Genomic DNA, 18,410 nt, shown 5'->3' on the forward strand with positions numbered 1-18,410 from the left:
GAGCCGTTGGCGCGTGCCGCGGAGACAGTCCCGTTGGGACTTGATCCGAAGGCGCCCTCCCTGGCGGCTACGCCGAACGACATTCCGTCGTCGACTCCTGCCGTTCCGGTCCACTGGCATCGTCGCGTGTTGACGCTGGCGTTCCCGATCGCGCTCGCCAATCTGACGCAACCAATCCTCGGCGCGGTCGACACCGCCGTCGCCGGTCATCTGGACGGCGCCTCCTACCTGGGCGGCGTGGCGCTCGGCGGGCTGTTCTTCAGCTTCGTGTTCTGGGGCTTCGGCTTTTTGCGGATGGGCACCACCGGCCTTGTCGCGCAAGCGCACGGCGCGGGCGATCAGGCCGCGCTGCGCAACGACGTGGTCCGCGCGTTGTTGCTGGCGGGCGCGATCGGCGCCCTGGTGCTGGTGCTGCAAGCGCCGCTGATCGACTACGCACTGCGCGCGCTCGGCGGCAGCGACGCCGTGCAGCGCCACGCGCGACTCTATTGCCACGCACGTATCTGGGCCGCGCCGCTCGCGCTCGGCAACTACGTCGTGCTCGGCTGGCTGCTCGGTACGCAGCGGGTGCGGCTCGCGCTGCTGTCGCAGGTGTTTATCAATAGCGTGAACATCGGCGCGGTGCTGTTGTACGTGTACGGATTCGGCTGGGGCGTGGCCGGTATCGGCGCGGCCACCGCAACCGCGGACGCACTCGGCTTTGTACTCGGCGCCGCGCTGCTGTGGCACGGCAGGCCGCGCGGCCTGGCCGCGTTGAACCGCGTCGCGCTGTTCGACGCGACGGCGCTCAAACGGCTGGTGGTGCTCAATCGAGATATTTTCGTGCGCACGCTGTGCCTGCTGTCGTCGTTCGGCTGGTTCGCACATCTGGGCGCCGCTCAGGGCGACGCCACACTCGCCGCCAATGCGCTGCTGCTCAATTTTCAGACCTTCATGGCGTATGGACTCGACGGCTTCGCGCACGCCGCCGAAGCGCTGGTCGGCGCGGCGATCGGCGCACGCGACCGGCATGCCGTCGCGAAAGCGATCAAGGTGACGGCGCTGTGGTCGGCGCTGGGGGCGCTCGGTTTTTCGCTGGTGTACTGGGGCGCGGGGACGTGGATCATCGAACGTCTGACCGATCAGGCCTCGGTGCGCGCGGTCGCGGAAACTTATCTGCCGTGGGCCGCGCTGATGCCGGTGATTTCGGTGTGGGGGTTTGTGCTCGACGGCGTGTTCATCGGCGCGACCCGCACGCGGGCGCTGATGATGTCGATGGTGGTGTCGTTCGCGGTGTTCGTGGCGGCCTCCTGGGTGCTGCTGGCCTGGCACGGCAATCACGGCTTGTGGGCCGCGATGTCGATCTTCATGGCCGCACGCGGCGTCACGCTGGCGCGGTATCTGCCTGAGATGTTGCGCGGGATGCAGTCGCCTCCCGTTACGGCTTGAGCTCGAAATAGGCGCGCGCCTGAACGCCGCTCACGGGACGGACGGCGTGGGCATCATTGTGGGCGGCCGGTTGTCGGTCGGCACGCCGTGGTAGTCCGCAGGATCTTGCGGCGGCGGGCCACCGTGATGGCCGGACGGATCGTTCGCGCAGCCGGCGAGGCCAGCTATCAGCAGCAATGCAATCATCGGAACGCGGATCATGAGGCGATAGTCTCTCGAATCGGAATGAAGTAATGGCAACCCGGCATACGGTGACGATGAAAATCGGACCGCCGTCCGGCGCGCCGAGAGTCTACCTGCAAAGCGGTTTCGACGACGCCGCAACCCACGCGCCAGCCCTCCCATTTTGCGATGCGTGACCTACTATAAAGTCACAGCCGCATGTCATAGGAGACTGCCATGGACGCTGAATCGATCGCGGGTCTGGTCGGACTCGCAATAGGCCTGCTCGTGCTGCTCGCACTGTCCATTTTCGAATCGAGAACCTATCGACGCGAACACGACGGCGAAGGCATGCTGCATCACTGGGCTCATGCGCACGCGCATCGGCCGAACTGGATGCGGCGTCGGCATTGAGACGCTGGTTGCGCTTTGTCTCTGTCTGACGCGTTGACAGGTTGGTTGACGCACTGGCGGTCGCGACGGTGTCGCGGCGGGTGCGTCGCGCTCCTTCGCCTCGCCTCACCTTATCTCGCGTCGCAACGCGTCTCGACGCATCTCAATGCCGGGTGCGTTGAATGTTTGATGCGCGCGCCTGAAATTATCCTGGTCGCGTTGCCCGCCTCTTTCTCCGCCCCGCCGGAACATCAGACGCATTAGGCACATGCCTTGCTGAATTGCTCCCTGCAAGGGACGCGCACAACGCGTCGACTGTCCCGGCGCTGATGCGCCGAACCATCCGGACTATGCGGCCCAGCCATCCCGAGGGCCCGACAGGGAGAACTCGAATGACCATCGGAACCATCCTGCTTATCGTGCTCATCCTGCTGCTGATCGGCGCGTTGCCGAGCTGGCCGTACAGCAGTGGCTGGGGCTATCGGCCGACCGGCCTGCTCGGCGTCGTGCTGATCATCGTGATCGTGTTGCTGTTGATGGGACGGATATAAGGCTGCGTGTTTGGCGCAGTCCTTGGCCCCTTTGCACGCTCATTTCAGCCCGACGCAATTGGGCATTGACTCTGGCACCCAATGCCGCGTAGAATCCCGGCTTCGTCGGAGCGTAGCGCAGCCTGGTAGCGCATCTGATTTGGGATCAGAGGGTCGAAGGTTCGAATCCTTTCGCTCCGACCACGAAAAAAGCAAAAAGCCCAGTCTTCGGACTGGGCTTTTTGCTTTTTGATCTCTATGTAAAACCGGTGCGGGCCAAATTGCCGCATTCGAAACGGCCATACTCGTGGCTGCGCTGGCATCATTTCTCGCTCCATCTTTCCGACTGCCTCAGCCCATATGGGTCGCGGTGACAGCCTAAGCGCGCATGTCGGCTGCGAAAAGCATCAAAATTCCATACCAACTGCCATCGATTTGTCGCGACGCCAAATATAGGAACGAGCGCGACATGGGGCGTCTTTTGCCATGCGCCACGCCCTATTGCTTCAAAGCATCTGAACCCGTCCGACCCTCCTCACTGGCGAAGATACAGTTCGTGTTTAGTATGTATCTGAAGATCTGAGCGCCCCCGACTCGAGAGCACTTTTACTGCAACAACGCTCGGCATAGTTGAGCAACCGATCAGAACAACGTAAACCGCACACGCTCATACGCGGATACGAGTCTTAGTCGAATTTCGACCGCAAACTGCTTCGCGCGCGTTCCGCGATATTCAATGCCGTGGCTGTCGCTCCGAAGGACGCGCGGAGAGATATCCGCATGCCGGCCAATATAGTCTCCACGCCATGAGTTCCTGTTTCGCAAGCTCAGCGAAACGCTCCGGAGGAATTAATACCTTGGTTATTGGGATTTTTCGCCCGCGTACTCGTGAAAGAATCGAAGGATGTCCAACTAGAAACGAGGCTCCTAAGCACATGACTGGAGTGACGGCAGATCCATACGAAATTGACCCACCGCCGAACCTTGCGGCCGTAGTCGTTCAATTGAGCAAGCGGAAGCGCAAAAGACGCGCACTCAGGACACGCTGTTTGCGAACGGGTGATCTACTCACGGCTCGCCAATCTCACGGGTTGGCGACCACCAGACAAATAAATTCTCCGGCAGATCAATTTCGGCGTGGCCGCGGATCGACCTACTAAATATTAGAAATGCATAATTTGTTCAATGCCAGCAAAGACACACAGCGTCGCGGGCGCCTTTTTTCCCGCCACCTACAATTCATGCCATTCTTGCAAAAACCCTGCCCTGCAGCCAGAATCTCATCGCGCATATGAAATATAACCAGAACGACCACGGAGACTAAAAATGGATTTTATCGATCAGGTCCGCGCTCTTGCATCCCGCGTAGCGGTCGCCAAGGATATGTTGCAGACGGAAGAGGCTACCAAAAATGCGATGGTCATGCCGTTCATCCAATTGCTGGGGTACAACGTGTTCGATCCGCTGGAAGTTACGCCAGAGTTGATCGCGGACGTCGGCACGAAAAAGGGTGAAAAGGTTGACTACGCGATCCTCAAAGAGGGTCGGCCCATCATGCTGTTCGAGTGCAAGAAGAGTGGCGGCGACTTGAACATCAACCATGCCGGACAATTGTTTCGTTACTTTCACGTGACCGAAGCACGATTTGGCGTGCTGACGAACGGCATTGTTTACAGGTTTTTCACTGACCTCGAAAAGTCCAATAAGATGGACGAGAAGCCATTCTTCGAATTCAATATTTTAGATTTCCGAGAACAGGATGTTGAGGAACTAAGAAAATTTGCAAAATCGACTTTTGACGTCGAAACAATACTGACGACGGCGAATCACCTGAAATATACGCGCTCGATCCAGAACACGTTGAATGAGTGGATGACCAATCCTCCAGAAGAATTTGTCCGCCTCGCATCCGCGGAATTTTTGGCAGGAAAGCAGTTTAGAAACACCGTAAAGGATCTTTTCACGCAAGTTACCAAGCAGGCGTTCCAACAACTTGTAAGCGACAAGATCAACGAGCGACTTAAAGGCGCAATGACACCGGAGCCTTTAGTCGCGCCAACCGCATCTGTCGCGGCAGATGAATCTCCTGACACTGAAGAGACATTTACGCCGTCGGAGACTGAATTAGAAGCGTTCCAGATCGTCAGGGCGATTGTCCGTCCCGTGGCAAAACCGGGACGTGTCTCTATACGCGCCGCGGCAAGCTATTGCGCGGTTCTATTTGACGACAACAATCGCAAACCGATTTGTCGATTGCGATTCAACAACGAAAACCGTCTTGTCATTGGGCTCTTCAACGGCAACAAAGAGGAAGATCGAGTGCCGATTACCAGTCTTGATCAAATCTTTGAGTTCGACGATCGCCTAAAAGCGTGTGTAAGTTCATACGTGAAATCGGACTCTCCCAAGGAAAGTGCCGGCGATGTCGCTGCCGCTTGAGACTCTTTTTTAGTCTGGATTTTCGGTGAACGCGCCGAAACTGAATTCAGCCGCAAGGCATGATTCGGGGCCGGCAGTCATCGATGCGCGCGTCCAGCATTTTTGCAAGACGTCCGCAACATCAGTCTGTAGGTTTCGTCATTCGCCGCTGGCCGCGACGTTAACCTGCGCAACTGCCAGTCGCTGATCTGGACGGGCATTTGCCCGCGCACCAGGAGGTAGGAAACACTGGATATGGCCGCGCTAACCACGACCAAACAGTTAGCGTGCGCCGCACGTTCGGCACCTAACAATGCGCCCTATCCATGAGGCAATTATTGCGAATGGACTAAAGCCGGTCTCTCAAAGTGCTGTCGGTTCCCAATTTCGGTTGATCGAGCAGTCGCGCTTTGAATCCAGACAGCTGATCGGCAGGAACGTCGAGCCGACGCAACCATTCATCGCTTTCTGCTGTCGTTCCATAGAACGGAGCAGCGGCCCCCATTAGTCCGCGCTGCAGTTGCCATACCGATTCAACGCGAACGTCCTTGAGGGCGTTATTGACGAGGACGTAGTTTGGGGGAAGCACCGGCGCTCCCTTGCTCTCGTTGTCGGCGGACGCACCGGCCTCTGGCATTGGGCCTGCCTGAATAACAACCCCTCCATTCAAGTCGTACAACGCAAACCAGGCGGGCGGCAGTTCGTCGCTTAATTCACGGTTTCTGCCAAGCTCTTGCAAAAGCTCCCTATTGATCGCAGTTAGCCAACTGACCATTTTGATCTTCGACCGCAAATGCATGGCGACAGTTAGCGGGTCGCCAACGTCACTGCCGATATAGCGCTTCGACAACCAGTATTCAGTAGGCGTATTCGCTTCAGCTTCGGTAAGACTTAGATTGACCGCGTAGCCCGCATAGCCGCTAACCACGTTGAGTCGGCGCGCGAAATCGACGAACATCTTCTGGAACTCCGCGGGATGTTCCTTGAGGAAAGGAATCGGCACCGAAAACGTCAACACGCTACTACCGCTGTTCGGCAGAGCCTCCTGCCACTTCATGAGGCCGAATACACGAAATTCCCACAATCCTGCGTCGGCCGACTGCTCTCCCGACGAGATGAATGCGCTCACAAGATCGTTCTCGCTTTTCGGTGCAAAGACCTTTGGGTTCGGCCTTCCACCTTTTAATGCCGATGGCCGCGTCCCATCCTGCGTAATCCAGCGAAGCCGCGCCCCCGCGAATGCCGAGTACTGTTCAAAGCAAGTGGCAATTTCAGCCCGCACGTCGGACCGGTACGCGTTGGGGAAAAACAGTGACGCACGCACGACCAAAGCCGCACCTACATAATCGTGGGGCAGAGCCGGCTCCAGAAGAGCGCCCTTTATTTGCGCGTCGGTTTGGGCGGCATTTGCCCATTCCAGATAAGTTAGATCAGCCATGGTCGATTAGAGAAGCGGTGAAGAGTTAGCGGGCGATGGCGGCATGGCCCCTGGTGTGTCAAAGCGCGGCAAGCCATTCAAAATCGACCTCGATTGATTGGCAAGCGGATCTAATTCGTCCATGGGGTTCCACGGAGCGTTCGCTGCAGGAGCGGCAACACCTCGTGAATTAGTGTCCATGGAGTCTACCGCAGCGGCAGGGCTTCGAGCCGAGTTGGTCGCGGGTGCTGCCTCAGTCTGTGACGTCTCTTTTTTCTTTTTCCCGCAGCCGCACTTATCAACCGTTAGCAGCACCTGCGATGCGTTCGGACCAGCAATCTGTCTGTCCTGCATCTGATGCAGTGGGGAATAGGTATCCCCTGAAAATTTCATTTCAACTACGGCATTCAGGTTGTCTTGCGTCGGCGACCTCGATGGGTCGGTCACAACAACCACATCGGGTCGCCTGATATTCCCGACTCCCGGCTCATACCCCGCGCGACCGCCAGGCCAGTACTTTTCAATCCAGCCGGGAAGCCAGCCGTGCGGTTGAAGATCCTTTGCCGAATCCATGATTGGCTTGGGAACCGGTTGAGCCGTCATGTCGTAATTTACCTCCGGCTTGTACACGTTCGAGCCATCAGAGCCCCGATCGCGGTTTCGCAGTTTCTCGCTAACGCAGACCTGCTGAAGGCGCTGCCCTTTAACGCCAATGTTGGGTTCGTCCTTGCATGAACACATCACCGCACACAGGATGGTTTTGTCTTTGGGCCTCAGGCCATCGAGATAGACTTTTGTCGTCCGGCCATCGCCCGCTGCCATTCCGCCTGTTACTAATTTGCCCCTGGTATCGCTCACTCCTCTTCGTCCCCACCGTGCCCGAAAATAAGAGACGCGGGGGCAGCGGCTTCGTGCCACAGCGTATAGCCATCAGCGTCGGTTTTGCCGGAGACAGTCCTCCCGTCTCCGGTCCTCAGTGAATACGGTTTATTCGGGACGTGTTGTCCGTTGCGGTCGAGTACCTGAAACCGTCCTTTGTATGTTTGCGTGGGGTCGCCAACTTCCTGCTTGCTACCCGTCCCGGCACCTGGCGGCATATTCGCCGTAGCGGTTTGCTGCGAGGCGATCAACGTCGCACCGCATGCGGTTTTATCGCCATCGAATGCGGCATTTTTCCCGCCGAATGTCATGCGTGGATTCCTGGTCGTAACGATAGGAAACACGCCTTTGCATTTCGGGCAAACGACCATCGTGCCCATGAAGGAAATCGGTTTTCCGTAGCAGGTCGTCAAAGCACCTGACAGCAGCACGGTACCGCCATGGCTCGTCGTGTCGCCCTCCCGGATAAATGCAAACATAATGAATTGCCTTTATTTTTCATAAATTATCCGCAACTTTACACGATTAATTATCCCAATAAAATCAGTCTTATATTTGCGCCATACAAATAAGACAACTCTCACACCATTCGACCAACGATAGGAAACAGGGATCACGAATTAACATGGTGATCGAGATCGTTAGAATATTATATTTGACAGTTTTTCATTCGAATAAATAACCATCTGGCATCAATCCATTTTCCAGACGATGATTTTTACGCTCCCTCAAGGCGACACGCTCCCTTCGGTTGCTGAGCTGCAATCCGCGGCAAGCGTAATGCGTCATGCTGGTTCTTGAACACAAGCACGCCGGATTGATCTGAGTTATCGGACAGCTATTTGACCGACGGGCTATCTTCTGTAAATTAGACCTCTGACCTATGGACCCGCCGTCGTAGTCGAGCGCATATTTTCCCAACAGCGTAACGGACTGCCCCTCACGCGGAAGCGCTCTGCCCTCAAATGCTCAAAATCTCATACAACCCAATTTCATTTAACGATATAGATATTTCCATTAAAATACGACAAAGCTTTCCGCATTAAAAATCGCATAGATGATCGATTCAAAAGGCAAACCGTTGAAGTAAACGAAGCGCGGGCGATGAGTGCTACCAACACTCACCGCCCGCTAACCACCACCAACTTACAAGGAGTTGACAATGGCTGACGCCAATCTTAATGCATTCCCTGCTCATCCGGAGCGCCGCGCCACGGTACAGGAATTGATGCGCTGGCGCCCCTGCCCGAAACCAGGCCGCCCGTGGCGAACGCCTTCATTTTTTCCGTGGCTGCGCATCGCAGGCAAGTGGCTCGAACAGGCTGGCTTCCCACCTGGCCAGCGCGTGACGATCAAAGTTCAATACGGCCAGCTCGTGATTACGCCCGATTGACTTAAACCCAAGTAACAACAAACCCAGCTCGACAGCTGGGTTTGTTGTTACTGGCTGGCGTTAGGCAAATAACGCGGCAACACACGGAAAAAGAGACGACCTAACAGTGTCACCCCGCATACCAGCGCAAAAAAGGCTTCCACCCCACCCGTCATATCCAGACAGCCGCCCGCTCTCGCAGCCGCGACTCGCACCGCGCCTCCCCCGACAAGCTATACAGCCCATTAGCGCCACCGCCTTGCGGCCTCCCTCGCCCCCATGCGACAGTGCTCAAACCCGGCGCGCTCCCACGCGCCGCAACCAGAGTCAAGGAGACACTCATGGACCTGATCCTCTGGCGTCACGCCGAAGCCGAAGAATTCGCCGCCAGCGACCTGACACGCGCGCTCACCACGCGCGGCCGCAAGCAGGCGCAAAACGTCGCCAAATGGCTGCGCACTCGCCTGCCCGATGACGCACTGGTACTCGCCAGCCCAGCCACCCGCACGATCCAAACCGCCGAGACCTTGAGCGACCAATACCGCGTAGTGCGCGAACTCGCGCCCAACGCCAGCGCGGACGACGTGCTCAACGCGGCCGGCTGGCCTAGGGGTGTAGCGCAGACGGTAGTAATCGTCGGCCATCAACCAACGCTTGGCCATGTAGCCGCGCGGCTACTCGGCAATAGCGACGCGAGCTGGCCGCTGAAGAAAGCCGGCGTGTGGTGGATCGCGAGCCGTGAGCGCGACGGCGACGATCAGGCGGTACTGCGCGCAGCGATCACACCCGACCTGATTTGACTCGAACTGAGCTGAAGCGCAGCGGATGAACAGCACGTGCGGCGCGCACCGCACTACCAGCAAGAACGCGCACGACAGGAGGCAACATCACTCGCCTCACGTGCCCTGGTGAACCGCGCAAACCACCCCACCCATCACGCATCACCCCCACACTTCGCACGAAAACAACACTCCCCGCTCCACCCCCGACATTACAACCCCCGCCCACACAGCTTACGGGCCGTCATCCAATCGTCATGGCATTGCCATGCGAGCGTCACCAGGCGTTACTACATTGGCGAAAAAAGAAATCTCCCTTTTTTCGACCAGGACGCCCCAATGCGAGAACTGCCGACGCCCACCCCGCCCCTGGCTTCGCTCTTCGAAACGCGCCGTCTGCCGCGCGCCGAGGAAACGGTCACCGCCCAGCATCGCCTGCAAGTTACGTGGGCCCGTAGCGACGACGAACTGCGCGAAGCGCAGCGTCTGCGCTACCGCGTGTTCGCCGAGGAAATGGGCGCACGTCTGACCGGCCCCGCCGGTCTCGACGTCGATTCGTTCGATTCGTACTGTGACCATTTGCTGGTGCGCGATCTCGACACGCTGAAAGTAGTCGGTACGTATCGCGCGTTGCCGCCGCACCAGGCCGCGCGTATCGGCCGTCTGTATGCGGAAAGCGAATTCGATGTGTCACGTCTGACGCACCTGCGCCCGAAGATGGTCGAAGTGGGCCGCTCGTGCGTGCACCCCGACTATCGCAGCGGCGCCGTGATCATGTCGCTGTGGGCCGGCCTCGCCGCCTACATGAAGCACAACGGCTACGAGACCATGCTCGGCTGCGCGAGCGTCGCGATGGTCGACGGCGGCCACTATGCGGCGAACCTGTATTGCGCGCTGCGCGACACCGCGATGACCGCGCCGGAGTATCACGCGTTCCCGCACACGCCGCTGCCGGTCGACGAATTGCAGACCGGCGCCGACGTCACGCCGCCGCCGCTCGTGAAGGGCTATCTGCGCCTCGGCGCGAAGATTTGCGGCGCACCGGCGTGGGATCCTGATTTCAACTGCGCGGACTTTCTGACGCTGCTGCGTCTGTCGGAAATCAACGCGCGTTACGCTCGCCATTTCCTCGGCGATGCGGCATCGCGCTGAGCGCAATCGCACCGCGCGTCCAACGCGCGGGTAGACGAGACGATGCACGTAAAAAAGCCCGGGACGTACCGGGCTTTTTTTCATTCAACGAGCGATCGCGTCAATCGCCGGTATAAACCACACGATACGGAATGCCGACCTTTTCCCACTCGGCGGCTTCCTGAATCAGGCTGTAGTCGGTCAGCGGATTGTTGGCCACCCACTCGTTCGGCAAGCGCACCTCGTAGCCGCTATTGACCTGCGAAACCGCGATGCCGGGCAACCCGACATCCGCACGCCGACGACACAACAGCGCCGCGAGTCGCAGGCAGAACAGCAGCGGCCATTCCACTTCGCGCGTTTGCGACAACTTACCGAGCTTGCCCGCATGCCCCAGCACGAGCGCAGCAAGCCGTGCCTGATCGGTGCGCGAAAAGCCCGGCATATCCGCATTGCTGGCGATATAAGCCGAATGCTTGTGATAGGCGCTATGCGAAATCGACAAACCGATCTCATGCAGCGCCGACGCCCAACTGAGGAACATGCGATTTTCCGCGCGACGCTCGTCGTCAGGTTCGGCAAACTGATCGTAGAAACGCACTGCGAGTTCGCCGATGCGCCCGGCCTGCGCACGATCCACGCCATAGCGGCGCATGAAGCCTTCCGCCGTCACCGTGCGCATGTCTTCGTGCTGCGAGCGGCCCAGCAGGTCGTACAGCACGCCCAGACGCAACGCGCCGTCTGTCGTATCGACGTAATCGACGCCGAGTTCGTCGAACACCGCGATCATGATCGACAGCCCGCCGGCCAGCACCGGAATACGGTCACCCTTCAACGAGACCAGCTTCAGACGATTGACGTTCTCCGCCTTGATTAGCGCACGCTTGAGCCGTTCGAGACCGCCGCGCGTAATGCCATGCGTGACGCCCGGATCGTTGAAACCGTTCGCCTCGACCAGTTCGGCCAACGCACGCGCGGTGCCCGACGAACCGATCGCCTGTTCCCAGCCGGTTTTCTTGTACTCGGCGGAAATGATCTGGATTTCGCGGCCCGCGGCGAGTTCGGCCTGGCGCATCGTGTATTCGTCGACATTGCCGGCCGGGAAAAACGCGCGGCTATGGCTCACGCAGCCGATATACAGACTCTCCATCTTGATCGGCGTGTAGTGCGAGCCGATGATGAATTCCGTCGAACCGCCGCCGATATCGACCACCAGACGCTTGCCTGCGCTAGCCGGCACGGAGTGTGCTGCACCGGCATAAATGAGACGTGCTTCTTCACGCCCGGCGATCACTTCGATCGGAAACCCGAGCGCGGCTTGTGCCTCGCCGAGAAATTCGCCGGCGTTCTTGGCGATGCGCAATGTATTAGTGGCGACCGCGCGAACGTGATCGGGATGAAAGTCGCGCAGGCGTTCGCCGAAGCGCTTGAGCGCGTCCCAGCCCCGCACTTGCGAGGCACGATCGAGCATCTTGTCACGCGACAGACCGGCGGCGAGACGCACCGGTTCACGCAAAGCATCGACCTGATAAATCTGGCTGCCCGCGTCGGTTTCCTCGACCCGGCCCACGATCAGGCGAAAGCTGTTCGAGCCAAGGTCGACGGCGGCGAGGAGTTGGGGCGTTGTGACCATCGAGTAAGCGGACTCCATGCGCGCGAGCGCGGCGGCGGTGGACGCCGAAGTTGGCGTATGTCCACCCGATGTTTTGGGCGCCTTATGGCCGGCCGCGCTGTTCAAAGACGCCATTCTAAGCGTACCGGGCCTCACGATGTCACCTCGCAGCAATGGGGGTGCCGTATGGTCCCATATGGACTGCGTCATATTGACGACACGCGACGAATCCAGCGTAGAATTTATAACATTCAAAATGTCATAACAACGTCATCATACTGTGAGAATTTCCGAGCGTCTTTCCGCCTCTCTTCCTGACATTCCATTCTCGCTGCCGATGTCCATCCGCTACCCCCTCTTGAATCGCGAGCTGGGCATTCTGGGTTTCAACGAGCGTGTGTTGGCACAAGCTGCCGACCCTGCCGTCCCCTTGCTCGAACGCCTGCGCTTCATCTGCATCACCAGTAGCAATCTCGACGAATTCTTCGAAGTCCGCATGGCCGGACTGCAGGAACAGATGCGCGACAACCCCGGCGCACTGTCGCCGGACGGTATGTCGTTGCAGCACGTGTACGACCTCGTGGTCGAGCGCGCACAGAAGCTCGTGCATCGTCAGTACACGATGCTGCACGACACCGTGCTGACCGCGCTCGAACAGGAAGGCATCTATTTTCACGGCACCGAAGCGTGGAACGAAGCGCAGACCGAATGGGCGCGCAACTACTTCTTCGACGAACTGCTGCCGGTGCTCACGCCGATCGGTCTCGATCCGGCCCACCCGTTTCCGCGCGTGCTCAACAAGAGCCTGAACTTCGTCGTCGAACTCGAAGGCAAAGACGCGTTCGGCCGTCAGGCGATGATGGGCATCGTGCAAGCGCCGCGCGCACTGCCGCGGCTCGTGCGCATGCCGCAGGACCTGTCGGGCTATCCGCACGGCTTCGTGCTGCTGAGCTCGCTGCTGCAACGCTTTGTCGGCGAGCTGTTTCCGAATCTGGTGGTGCGCAGTTGCAATCAGTTTCGCATCACGCGCAATAGCGAACTGTTCGTCGACGAAGACGAAATCACCAATCTGCGCGTCGCATTGCAGGGCGAATTGCCGGCGCGCCATCTGGGCAATGCGGTGCGGCTCGAAGTGTCGGCGGAAACACCGTCGCATGTCGTGCGGCGCCTGCTCGGCGAAAGCGATCTGTCCGATAAAGACTGCTACTACGCCGACGGCCCCGTCAATCTGGTCCGGTTGATGCAGTTGCCGGAGATGGTGGACCGGCCCGATCTGAAATTCGTACCGCATATTCCGGCGATTCCGGCGCAGGTCGCCAACAGCGCCAGCATGTTCGACGTGATAGATCAGGGCGACGTGCTGCTGCATCATCCGTACGAGAGCTTTCAGCCGGTTCTGGAACTACTGCTGCAGGCCGCCAAAGATCCGAACGTAATGGCGATCAAGCAGACCATTTACCGCACCGGCACCGATTCGCCGCTAATGGACGCGCTGATGCAAGCCGCGCGCAACGGCAAGGAAGTGACGGTGGTAGTCGAACTGCTCGCGCGCTTCGACGAAGAAACCAACATCAACTGGGCGTCGCAGCTCGAAGCGGTGGGCGCGCACGTCGTCTACGGCGTGGTGGGTCACAAGTGCCACGCGAAGATGATGCTGATCGTGCGGCGCGTGTCGTCGGGCGGCAAGACCACGCTCAAGCGTTACGTGCATCTGGGCACCGGCAACTATCATCCGCGCACGGCGCGTCTGTACACCGACTTCGGCCTGATGACCGCCGATCAGAAAATCTGCGAAGACGTGCATCACGTGTTCCAGCAACTGACCGGCATTGGCGGCGAGTTGAAGCTGCATGAGTTGTGGCAGTCGCCGTTCACGCTGCATCCGAAACTGGTCGAAGCGATTCGCGCCGAAGCCGAGCATGCGCGCGCCGGCAAGAAAGCGCGCATCGTCGCGAAGATGAACGCGCTGCTCGAACCTACCGTGATCGCCGAGTTGTATGAAGCGTCGCAGGCCGGCGTGAAGATCGATCTGATCGTGCGTGGCGTGTGTTCGTTGCAGCCGGGCGTGGCGGGTCTGTCGGAGAACATCACGGTGCGCTCGATCGTCGGGCGCTTTCTCGAACATCACCGCATTTTCTATTTCTACGACGGCGGCAAGGAGCAGGTTTATCTGTCGAGCGCCGACTGGATGGACCGCAATTTCTTCCGGCGTGTGGAAGTAGCGTTCCCCATCACCAACCGTCGATTGAAGCGGCGCGTGATTGCCGAAGGTTTGTCGGCGTTTCTCGGTGACAACCAGTCCGCATGGCTGATGCAGAGCGACGGTCACTATCGTCGTCGGCGTCCGGGCAAGTCGTCGCGTAACGCGCAGATGAGCTTGCTGGGCAAGTTCTGTTCTTGACGCCGATCCTTCTCCGCAGGAAATAAAAAAACCGCCTTCATTCAGGCGGTTTTTTTTCGGGCTGGCGGCGCGAGCGTACCCGCGACTAACCTCAAGCCGGCGTCGGATGGCGACGCGCCGTGCGATACACCGGAAAGCGCACGGTGAACGTGCTGCCGCGTCCCTCCTCGCTCTTCACGTCCAGTTGCGCATCGTGCCGCTGCAACACGTGCTTGACGATCGCGAGACCGAGGCCCGTGCCGCCCGTGTCGCGCGAGCGGCTGCGATCCACGCGATAGAAGCGCTCGGTCAGTCGCGGAATGTCGGCCGCCGGAATCCCCAGGCCGCTGTCCGTGACCGAAAACACCGCGCAACCACCCGTTGCATGCCAGTTCACCTTGATCCCGCCGCCGTCCGGCGTATAACGAATCGCGTTCGTGACGAGATTGCCCAGCGCGCTGAGAATTTCCGTTTCGACGCCGGTGACGGTGAGCCCTTCGTCGACGTCGAAACTGATCTTGTGATGGTCGCTCGACAGGTTGTCCGCGTCGTCCCGCAGATGGCGAAGCACCGCGCGCATATCGATCATCTGATCGCTCGGCGGCTTGTTGTCGCCTTCGAGTTTGGCGAGCACCAGCAGGTCGTTGACGATATGCCGCATGCGCGACGCCTGCTGCTCCATCAACTCGAGATAGCGACCGCGCTCGGCTTCGCTCAATGGCAGTTCGCGCATGGTCTCGAGGAAACCGGACAGCACCGTGAGCGGCGTCTTCAGTTCATGCGAGACATTAGCGACGAAGTCACGTCGCATCGCGTCGGTCCGCTCCAGCTCGGTAATGTCTTGCGACAGCACCAGCTTGCGGTTCTCGCCGTACGGAAACACCTGCACCGACAGCACGTTCTGACGCTTCTCGCCCATGCCGCGCATGATCAGCATCTGCTCGTAGCGCTGCGAATTCAGATAACGGACAAAGTCGGGCTGACGCACCAGATGGGTGATGTGCTGGCGCAGATCGCGCTTCGCGTCGAGACCGAAATGGAGTTCGGAGATCGCATTGCACCACTCGATCTGATCGTGATCGTCGAGCATGGCAACGCCGTTCGGCGATGCCTGAATGGCCTGGATGAAACGCGAATGCTGCTGCTCGACCTGGCGCACCTGCGCATGCCAGCGCTTCGCGAGCTTATGCAGACGGTAATAGATTTCGCCCCAGATGCCGGGAGCGCTTGGCACTTCGCCGTACACTGGCGCGTCGAGCAGGCGCCACAGGCGCTGCTTGTGAAACGTGCTGAAGAAGCTCTGCGCGAGCAGCATGACGATCGCGAGGACGAGCGCTGCCTTGACGTTCACGAGTGCGCCGACCGCCGCGCACAGAACAGCCAGCAGCACGATCGACACGATGGAGCGCGCCCAGATGATGTTCATGTTCTAGCGATCGAAGAGAAAAGCGTACGCGCCGGAATAGGAGAAAGAATAACGCGGCGACTAGCGTGATGAAGATGAAGAACCCGACCTGGCGAATGCCGGTGGCGCGCCAGAACGGTAACGGACTACGTACGCGTTCCAACCTCGCCACCGTGACGCTTCAGGCGCTCTTCGCAAGCCGGTAGCCGCTGCCGCGAACCGTCTCGATCATAGCATCGCAGCCGGCCGGCTTCAGTGCCGCGCGCAGGCGCTTGATATGCACGTCGACCGTGCGCTCTTCAACGAACACGTGATCACCCCAGACCTGATCGAGCAGTTGCGTGCGGCTGTGCACGCGCTCCGGGTGCGTCATGAAGAAATGCAGCAGGCGGAATTCCGTCGGACCGAGATCGAGCTTGATCTCGCTGCCTTCGGCGTGCGCGGCCACCCGGTGCGTGGCCGGGTCGAGCTTCAGACCGTTGATCGCGACCAGATCTTCGGTGAGCTGCGGCGCGCGGCGGCGCAACACCGCCTTGATACGCGCCATCAGTTCCTTCGGCGAAAACGGCTTGGTGACGTAGTCGTCCGCGCCGATTTCGAGGCCTAGCACCTTGTCCTGCTCATCGCCACGTGCGGTCAGCATGATGATCGGAATGTGCTTCGTGCGTTCGTTGTTGCGCAGGTCGCGCGCGAACGCAATGCCGGACTTGCCCGGCAACATCCAGTCGAGCAGGACCAGATCGGGCAACACGTCGCTGATCAGGTTCTGCGCCTGCTCCGCGTTGTACGCGCGAATCGGGCAGTGTCCGGCGTGTTGAAGATTGACCGAAATCAATTCGGAAATGGCGGGCTCATCTTCAATGACGAGAATGCTGCTGGGCATCGGCACCTCTGGTCCTTATCTCTGGATTAGCTGAGTGCTTCGCGTTCGAGCGCGTCGCGCGACTTGTGCCGCACGTCGGTGCCCTTGACGATGTAAATGATGAATTCCGCGATGTTCTTCGCGTGGTCGCCGATCCGTTCGATTGCCTTGGCGATGAACAGAAAATCGAGGCCCACGGAAATGGAACGCGGATCTTCGGTCATGTACGAAATCAGCTTGCGCACGAACGCGCGGAATTCTTCGTCGATCGCTTTGTCGTCGCGCACGATCTGTGCGGCGGCAACCGTATCGAGACGCGCGAACGCGTCCAGCGCGCGGCGCAGAATCGACACCGCCATTTCGCCCGACAGCTTGATCTCGGCGATATTGATGGTGCGCGACGCGCCGTCTTCCATCAGACGCTTGGTGCGCTTGGCGATTTTTTCGGCTTCGTCGCCGGCGCGCTCGAGGTTCGTGATGGTCTTCGAAATCGCGATCAGCAGACGCAGATCACGCGCGGCCGGCTGACGGCGCGCGATGATGTTGCTGCACTCTTCGTCGATATCCACTTCCATCTGGTTCAGACGAGCTTCAGCGGCGATCACCTGCTCGCAGATATCGAGGTCGAACTCGTTGAGCGCCTGCATGGCGTGGACGATCTGCGATTCGACGAGGCCGCCCATTTCGAGCACCTTCGAGGAAACCAGATTCAGATCGGCGTCGAACTGGCTGGACAGGTGTTTGTCGGACATGTCGTACTCCGTTGTTTTGGCTTGGCGGCTTAGCCGAAGCGGCCAGTGATGTAGTCCTCGGTTTCCTTGCGGACCGGCTTGATGAAGATCTTTTCGGTGTCGCCGAATTCGATCAGTTCACCGAGGTACATGTAGGCAGTGTAGTCCGAACAGCGAGCGGCCTGTTGCATGTTATGCGTGACAATCACCACCGTGTAATCGCTTTTCAATTCGGCGATCAGTTCTTCGATACGGCCGGTCGAGATCGGGTCGAGTGCGGAGCACGGTTCGTCGAGCAGCAGCACTTCAGGTCGAATCGCGATGCCGCGTGCGATACACAGACGCTGCTGTTGACCGCCGGACAGGCCGTAGCCGCTCTGGCCGAGCTTGTCTTTCACTTCGTTCCACAGCGCCGCTTTGGTCAGCGCCCATTCGACGCGGTCGTCCATTTCCGAGCGCGGCAGCGATTCGAACATCTTCACACCGAACGCAATGTTGTCGTAGATCGACATCGGGAACGGCGTCGGCTTCTGGAACACCATGCCGATCCGCGCGCGCAGCAGCGAAATGTCGCGCTTGGAGGTCAGCAGGTTTTCGCCGTCCATCAGGATCTCGCCTTCGGCGCGTTGTTCCGGATACAGTGCGTACATCTTGTTCAGCGTGCGCAGCAAGGTCGACTTGCCGCAGCCCGACGGGCCGATGAACGCGGTCACCTTGCCTTCGGGAATCGCCAGGTTGATGTTCTTCAGCGCGTGATACTTGCCGTAGAAGAAGTTCAGATCGTTGATCTCGATCTTCGGGCGGTTCGACGCCTGATTCTGGCCGCTTTGGGCGGGATCGAAACCGGCGGGCGCAGTCGGACGCACGGTCGGATTGAGTTGAGTTTCTGCCATATTCATCGGATTACACTC

Annotated in this window: 17 protein-coding genes and 1 tRNA gene; 9 read left to right on the forward strand and 9 right to left on the reverse strand. The window is 59.3% G+C overall.

From position 1 onward, the window contains the following. Positions 1–81: 81 nt before the first annotated feature. Positions 82–1,428, forward strand: a complete 1,347-nt coding sequence (locus tag HWY05_RS11945) for an MATE family efflux transporter (RefSeq protein WP_244146614.1) — start codon at positions 82–84, stop codon at positions 1,426–1,428. A 30-nt stretch (positions 1,429–1,458) separates the two neighbouring features. Here HWY05_RS11945 and HWY05_RS11950 read toward each other — a convergent pair whose 3' ends face one another. Then, the gene (locus tag HWY05_RS11950) at positions 1,459–1,629 is read right to left on the reverse strand and encodes a hypothetical protein (RefSeq protein ID WP_176058501.1); all 171 of its coding nucleotides are present in this window, start codon (positions 1,627–1,629) and stop codon (positions 1,459–1,461) included. Between the two features lie 198 nt (positions 1,630–1,827). Here HWY05_RS11950 and HWY05_RS11955 point away from each other — a divergent pair, with 198 nt between their 5' ends. The 4 genes from HWY05_RS11955 to HWY05_RS11970 all read left to right on the forward strand — a co-directional run bounded on the left by HWY05_RS11955 (position 1,828) and on the right by HWY05_RS11970 (position 4,952). Continuing rightward, entirely contained in the window at positions 1,828–2,004 is a 177-nt protein-coding gene (locus tag HWY05_RS11955; RefSeq protein ID WP_176058502.1) for a hypothetical protein, read from the forward strand. Between the two features lie 371 nt (positions 2,005–2,375). Continuing rightward, complete coding sequence (locus tag HWY05_RS11960; RefSeq protein WP_035547187.1) at positions 2,376–2,534, forward strand: DUF3309 family protein; 159 nt, start codon at positions 2,376–2,378, stop codon at positions 2,532–2,534. Between the two features lie 106 nt (positions 2,535–2,640). After that, positions 2,641–2,717 (forward strand) — tRNA-Pro (locus HWY05_RS11965). Positions 2,718–3,839: 1,122 nt separating this feature from the next. Next, complete coding sequence (locus HWY05_RS11970; RefSeq protein WP_176058503.1) at positions 3,840–4,952, forward strand: type I restriction endonuclease; 1,113 nt, start codon at positions 3,840–3,842, stop codon at positions 4,950–4,952. 328 nt (positions 4,953–5,280) lie between these two features. Here the strand turns inward: HWY05_RS11970 and HWY05_RS11975 are convergent, their stop codons facing one another. The 3 genes from HWY05_RS11975 to HWY05_RS11985 are packed head-to-tail and all read right to left on the reverse strand — an operon-like array spanning position 5,281 to position 7,709. Beyond that, positions 5,281–6,369, reverse strand: a complete 1,089-nt coding sequence (locus HWY05_RS11975; RefSeq protein WP_176058504.1) for a type VI immunity family protein — start codon at positions 6,367–6,369, stop codon at positions 5,281–5,283. Positions 6,370–6,375: 6 nt separating this feature from the next. Next, positions 6,376–7,206, reverse strand: coding sequence for a VRR-NUC domain-containing protein (locus HWY05_RS11980; protein WP_176058505.1), 831 nt, complete (start codon positions 7,204–7,206; stop codon positions 6,376–6,378). Beyond that, positions 7,203–7,709, reverse strand: coding sequence for a PAAR domain-containing protein (locus tag HWY05_RS11985; protein WP_176058853.1), 507 nt, complete (start codon positions 7,707–7,709; stop codon positions 7,203–7,205). The genes HWY05_RS11980 and HWY05_RS11985 overlap by 4 nt, the downstream gene beginning before the upstream one ends. Positions 7,710–8,389: 680 nt before the next feature. On the opposite strand from HWY05_RS11985, the gene HWY05_RS11990 reads away from it, so the two are divergent. The 3 genes from HWY05_RS11990 (at position 8,390) to HWY05_RS12000 (ending at position 10,530) form a co-directional block, all read left to right on the forward strand. After that, positions 8,390–8,620, forward strand: coding sequence for a SymE family type I addiction module toxin (locus HWY05_RS11990; RefSeq protein ID WP_081935682.1), 231 nt, complete (start codon positions 8,390–8,392; stop codon positions 8,618–8,620). A 320-nt stretch (positions 8,621–8,940) separates the two neighbouring features. Next, a complete protein-coding gene (sixA, locus tag HWY05_RS11995; RefSeq protein ID WP_176058506.1) occupies positions 8,941–9,399 on the forward strand; it encodes a phosphohistidine phosphatase SixA in 459 nt (152 codons plus the stop codon). A gap of 318 nt (positions 9,400–9,717) precedes the next feature. Next, positions 9,718–10,530 (forward strand): GNAT family N-acyltransferase, encoded by an 813-nt coding sequence (locus tag HWY05_RS12000; RefSeq protein ID WP_035547205.1) that lies wholly within the window; start codon positions 9,718–9,720, stop codon positions 10,528–10,530. 100 nt (positions 10,531–10,630) lie between these two features. Here HWY05_RS12000 and ppx read toward each other — a convergent pair whose 3' ends face one another. After that, positions 10,631–12,256, reverse strand: a complete 1,626-nt coding sequence (gene ppx / locus HWY05_RS12005) for an exopolyphosphatase (protein ID WP_035547208.1) — start codon at positions 12,254–12,256, stop codon at positions 10,631–10,633. A gap of 202 nt (positions 12,257–12,458) precedes the next feature. Here ppx and ppk1 point away from each other — a divergent pair, with 202 nt between their 5' ends. Further along, positions 12,459–14,522, forward strand: coding sequence for a polyphosphate kinase 1 (gene ppk1, locus HWY05_RS12010; RefSeq protein ID WP_176058507.1), 2,064 nt, complete (start codon positions 12,459–12,461; stop codon positions 14,520–14,522). 91 nt (positions 14,523–14,613) lie between these two features. Here the strand turns inward: ppk1 and phoR are convergent, their stop codons facing one another. From phoR to pstB, 4 genes are all read right to left on the reverse strand, one after another. After that, positions 14,614–15,927, reverse strand: a complete 1,314-nt coding sequence (gene phoR, locus HWY05_RS12015) for a phosphate regulon sensor histidine kinase PhoR (protein ID WP_176058508.1) — start codon at positions 15,925–15,927, stop codon at positions 14,614–14,616. A 160-nt stretch (positions 15,928–16,087) separates the two neighbouring features. Then, entirely contained in the window at positions 16,088–16,789 is a 702-nt protein-coding gene (gene phoB, locus HWY05_RS12020) for a phosphate regulon transcriptional regulator PhoB (RefSeq protein ID WP_028199153.1), read from the reverse strand. 26 nt (positions 16,790–16,815) lie between these two features. Beyond that, complete coding sequence (gene phoU, locus HWY05_RS12025; protein WP_035547216.1) at positions 16,816–17,520, reverse strand: phosphate signaling complex protein PhoU; 705 nt, start codon at positions 17,518–17,520, stop codon at positions 16,816–16,818. 29 nt (positions 17,521–17,549) lie between these two features. Beyond that, positions 17,550–18,398, reverse strand: coding sequence for a phosphate ABC transporter ATP-binding protein PstB (pstB, locus tag HWY05_RS12030; RefSeq protein ID WP_035547218.1), 849 nt, complete (start codon positions 18,396–18,398; stop codon positions 17,550–17,552). Positions 18,399–18,410: the final 12 nt, after the last annotated feature.

It is taken from the genome of Paraburkholderia sp. BCC1876, assembly GCF_902833695.1.
In the GTDB taxonomy this organism is placed as follows: Bacteria; Pseudomonadota; Gammaproteobacteria; order Burkholderiales; family Burkholderiaceae; genus Paraburkholderia.

Bases quoted from the DNA above. Each gene is read 5' to 3' on its own strand.
- HWY05_RS11950 (WP_176058501.1), bottom strand. From the start codon at position 1,629: ATGATCCGCGTTCCGATGATTGCATTGCTGCTGATAGCTGGCCTCGCC.
- HWY05_RS11955 (WP_176058502.1), top strand. From the start codon at position 1,828: ATGGACGCTGAATCGATCGCGGGTCTGGTCGGACTCGCAATAGGCCTG.
- HWY05_RS11960 (WP_035547187.1), top strand. From the start codon at position 2,376: ATGACCATCGGAACCATCCTGCTTATCGTGCTCATCCTGCTGCTGATC.
- HWY05_RS11970 (WP_176058503.1), top strand. From the start codon at position 3,840: ATGGATTTTATCGATCAGGTCCGCGCTCTTGCATCCCGCGTAGCGGTC.
- HWY05_RS11975 (WP_176058504.1), bottom strand. From the start codon at position 6,369: ATGGCTGATCTAACTTATCTGGAATGGGCAAATGCCGCCCAAACCGAC.
- HWY05_RS11990 (WP_081935682.1), top strand. From the start codon at position 8,390: ATGGCTGACGCCAATCTTAATGCATTCCCTGCTCATCCGGAGCGCCGC.
- sixA (WP_176058506.1), top strand. From the start codon at position 8,941: ATGGACCTGATCCTCTGGCGTCACGCCGAAGCCGAAGAATTCGCCGCC.
- HWY05_RS12000 (WP_035547205.1), top strand. From the start codon at position 9,718: ATGCGAGAACTGCCGACGCCCACCCCGCCCCTGGCTTCGCTCTTCGAA.
- ppx (WP_035547208.1), bottom strand. From the start codon at position 12,256: ATGGCGTCTTTGAACAGCGCGGCCGGCCATAAGGCGCCCAAAACATCG.
- ppk1 (WP_176058507.1), top strand. From the start codon at position 12,459: ATGTCCATCCGCTACCCCCTCTTGAATCGCGAGCTGGGCATTCTGGGT.
- phoR (WP_176058508.1), bottom strand. From the start codon at position 15,927: ATGAACATCATCTGGGCGCGCTCCATCGTGTCGATCGTGCTGCTGGCT.
- phoB (WP_028199153.1), bottom strand. From the start codon at position 16,789: ATGCCCAGCAGCATTCTCGTCATTGAAGATGAGCCCGCCATTTCCGAA.
- phoU (WP_035547216.1), bottom strand. From the start codon at position 17,520: ATGTCCGACAAACACCTGTCCAGCCAGTTCGACGCCGATCTGAATCTG.
- pstB (WP_035547218.1), bottom strand. From the start codon at position 18,398: ATGAATATGGCAGAAACTCAACTCAATCCGACCGTGCGTCCGACTGCG.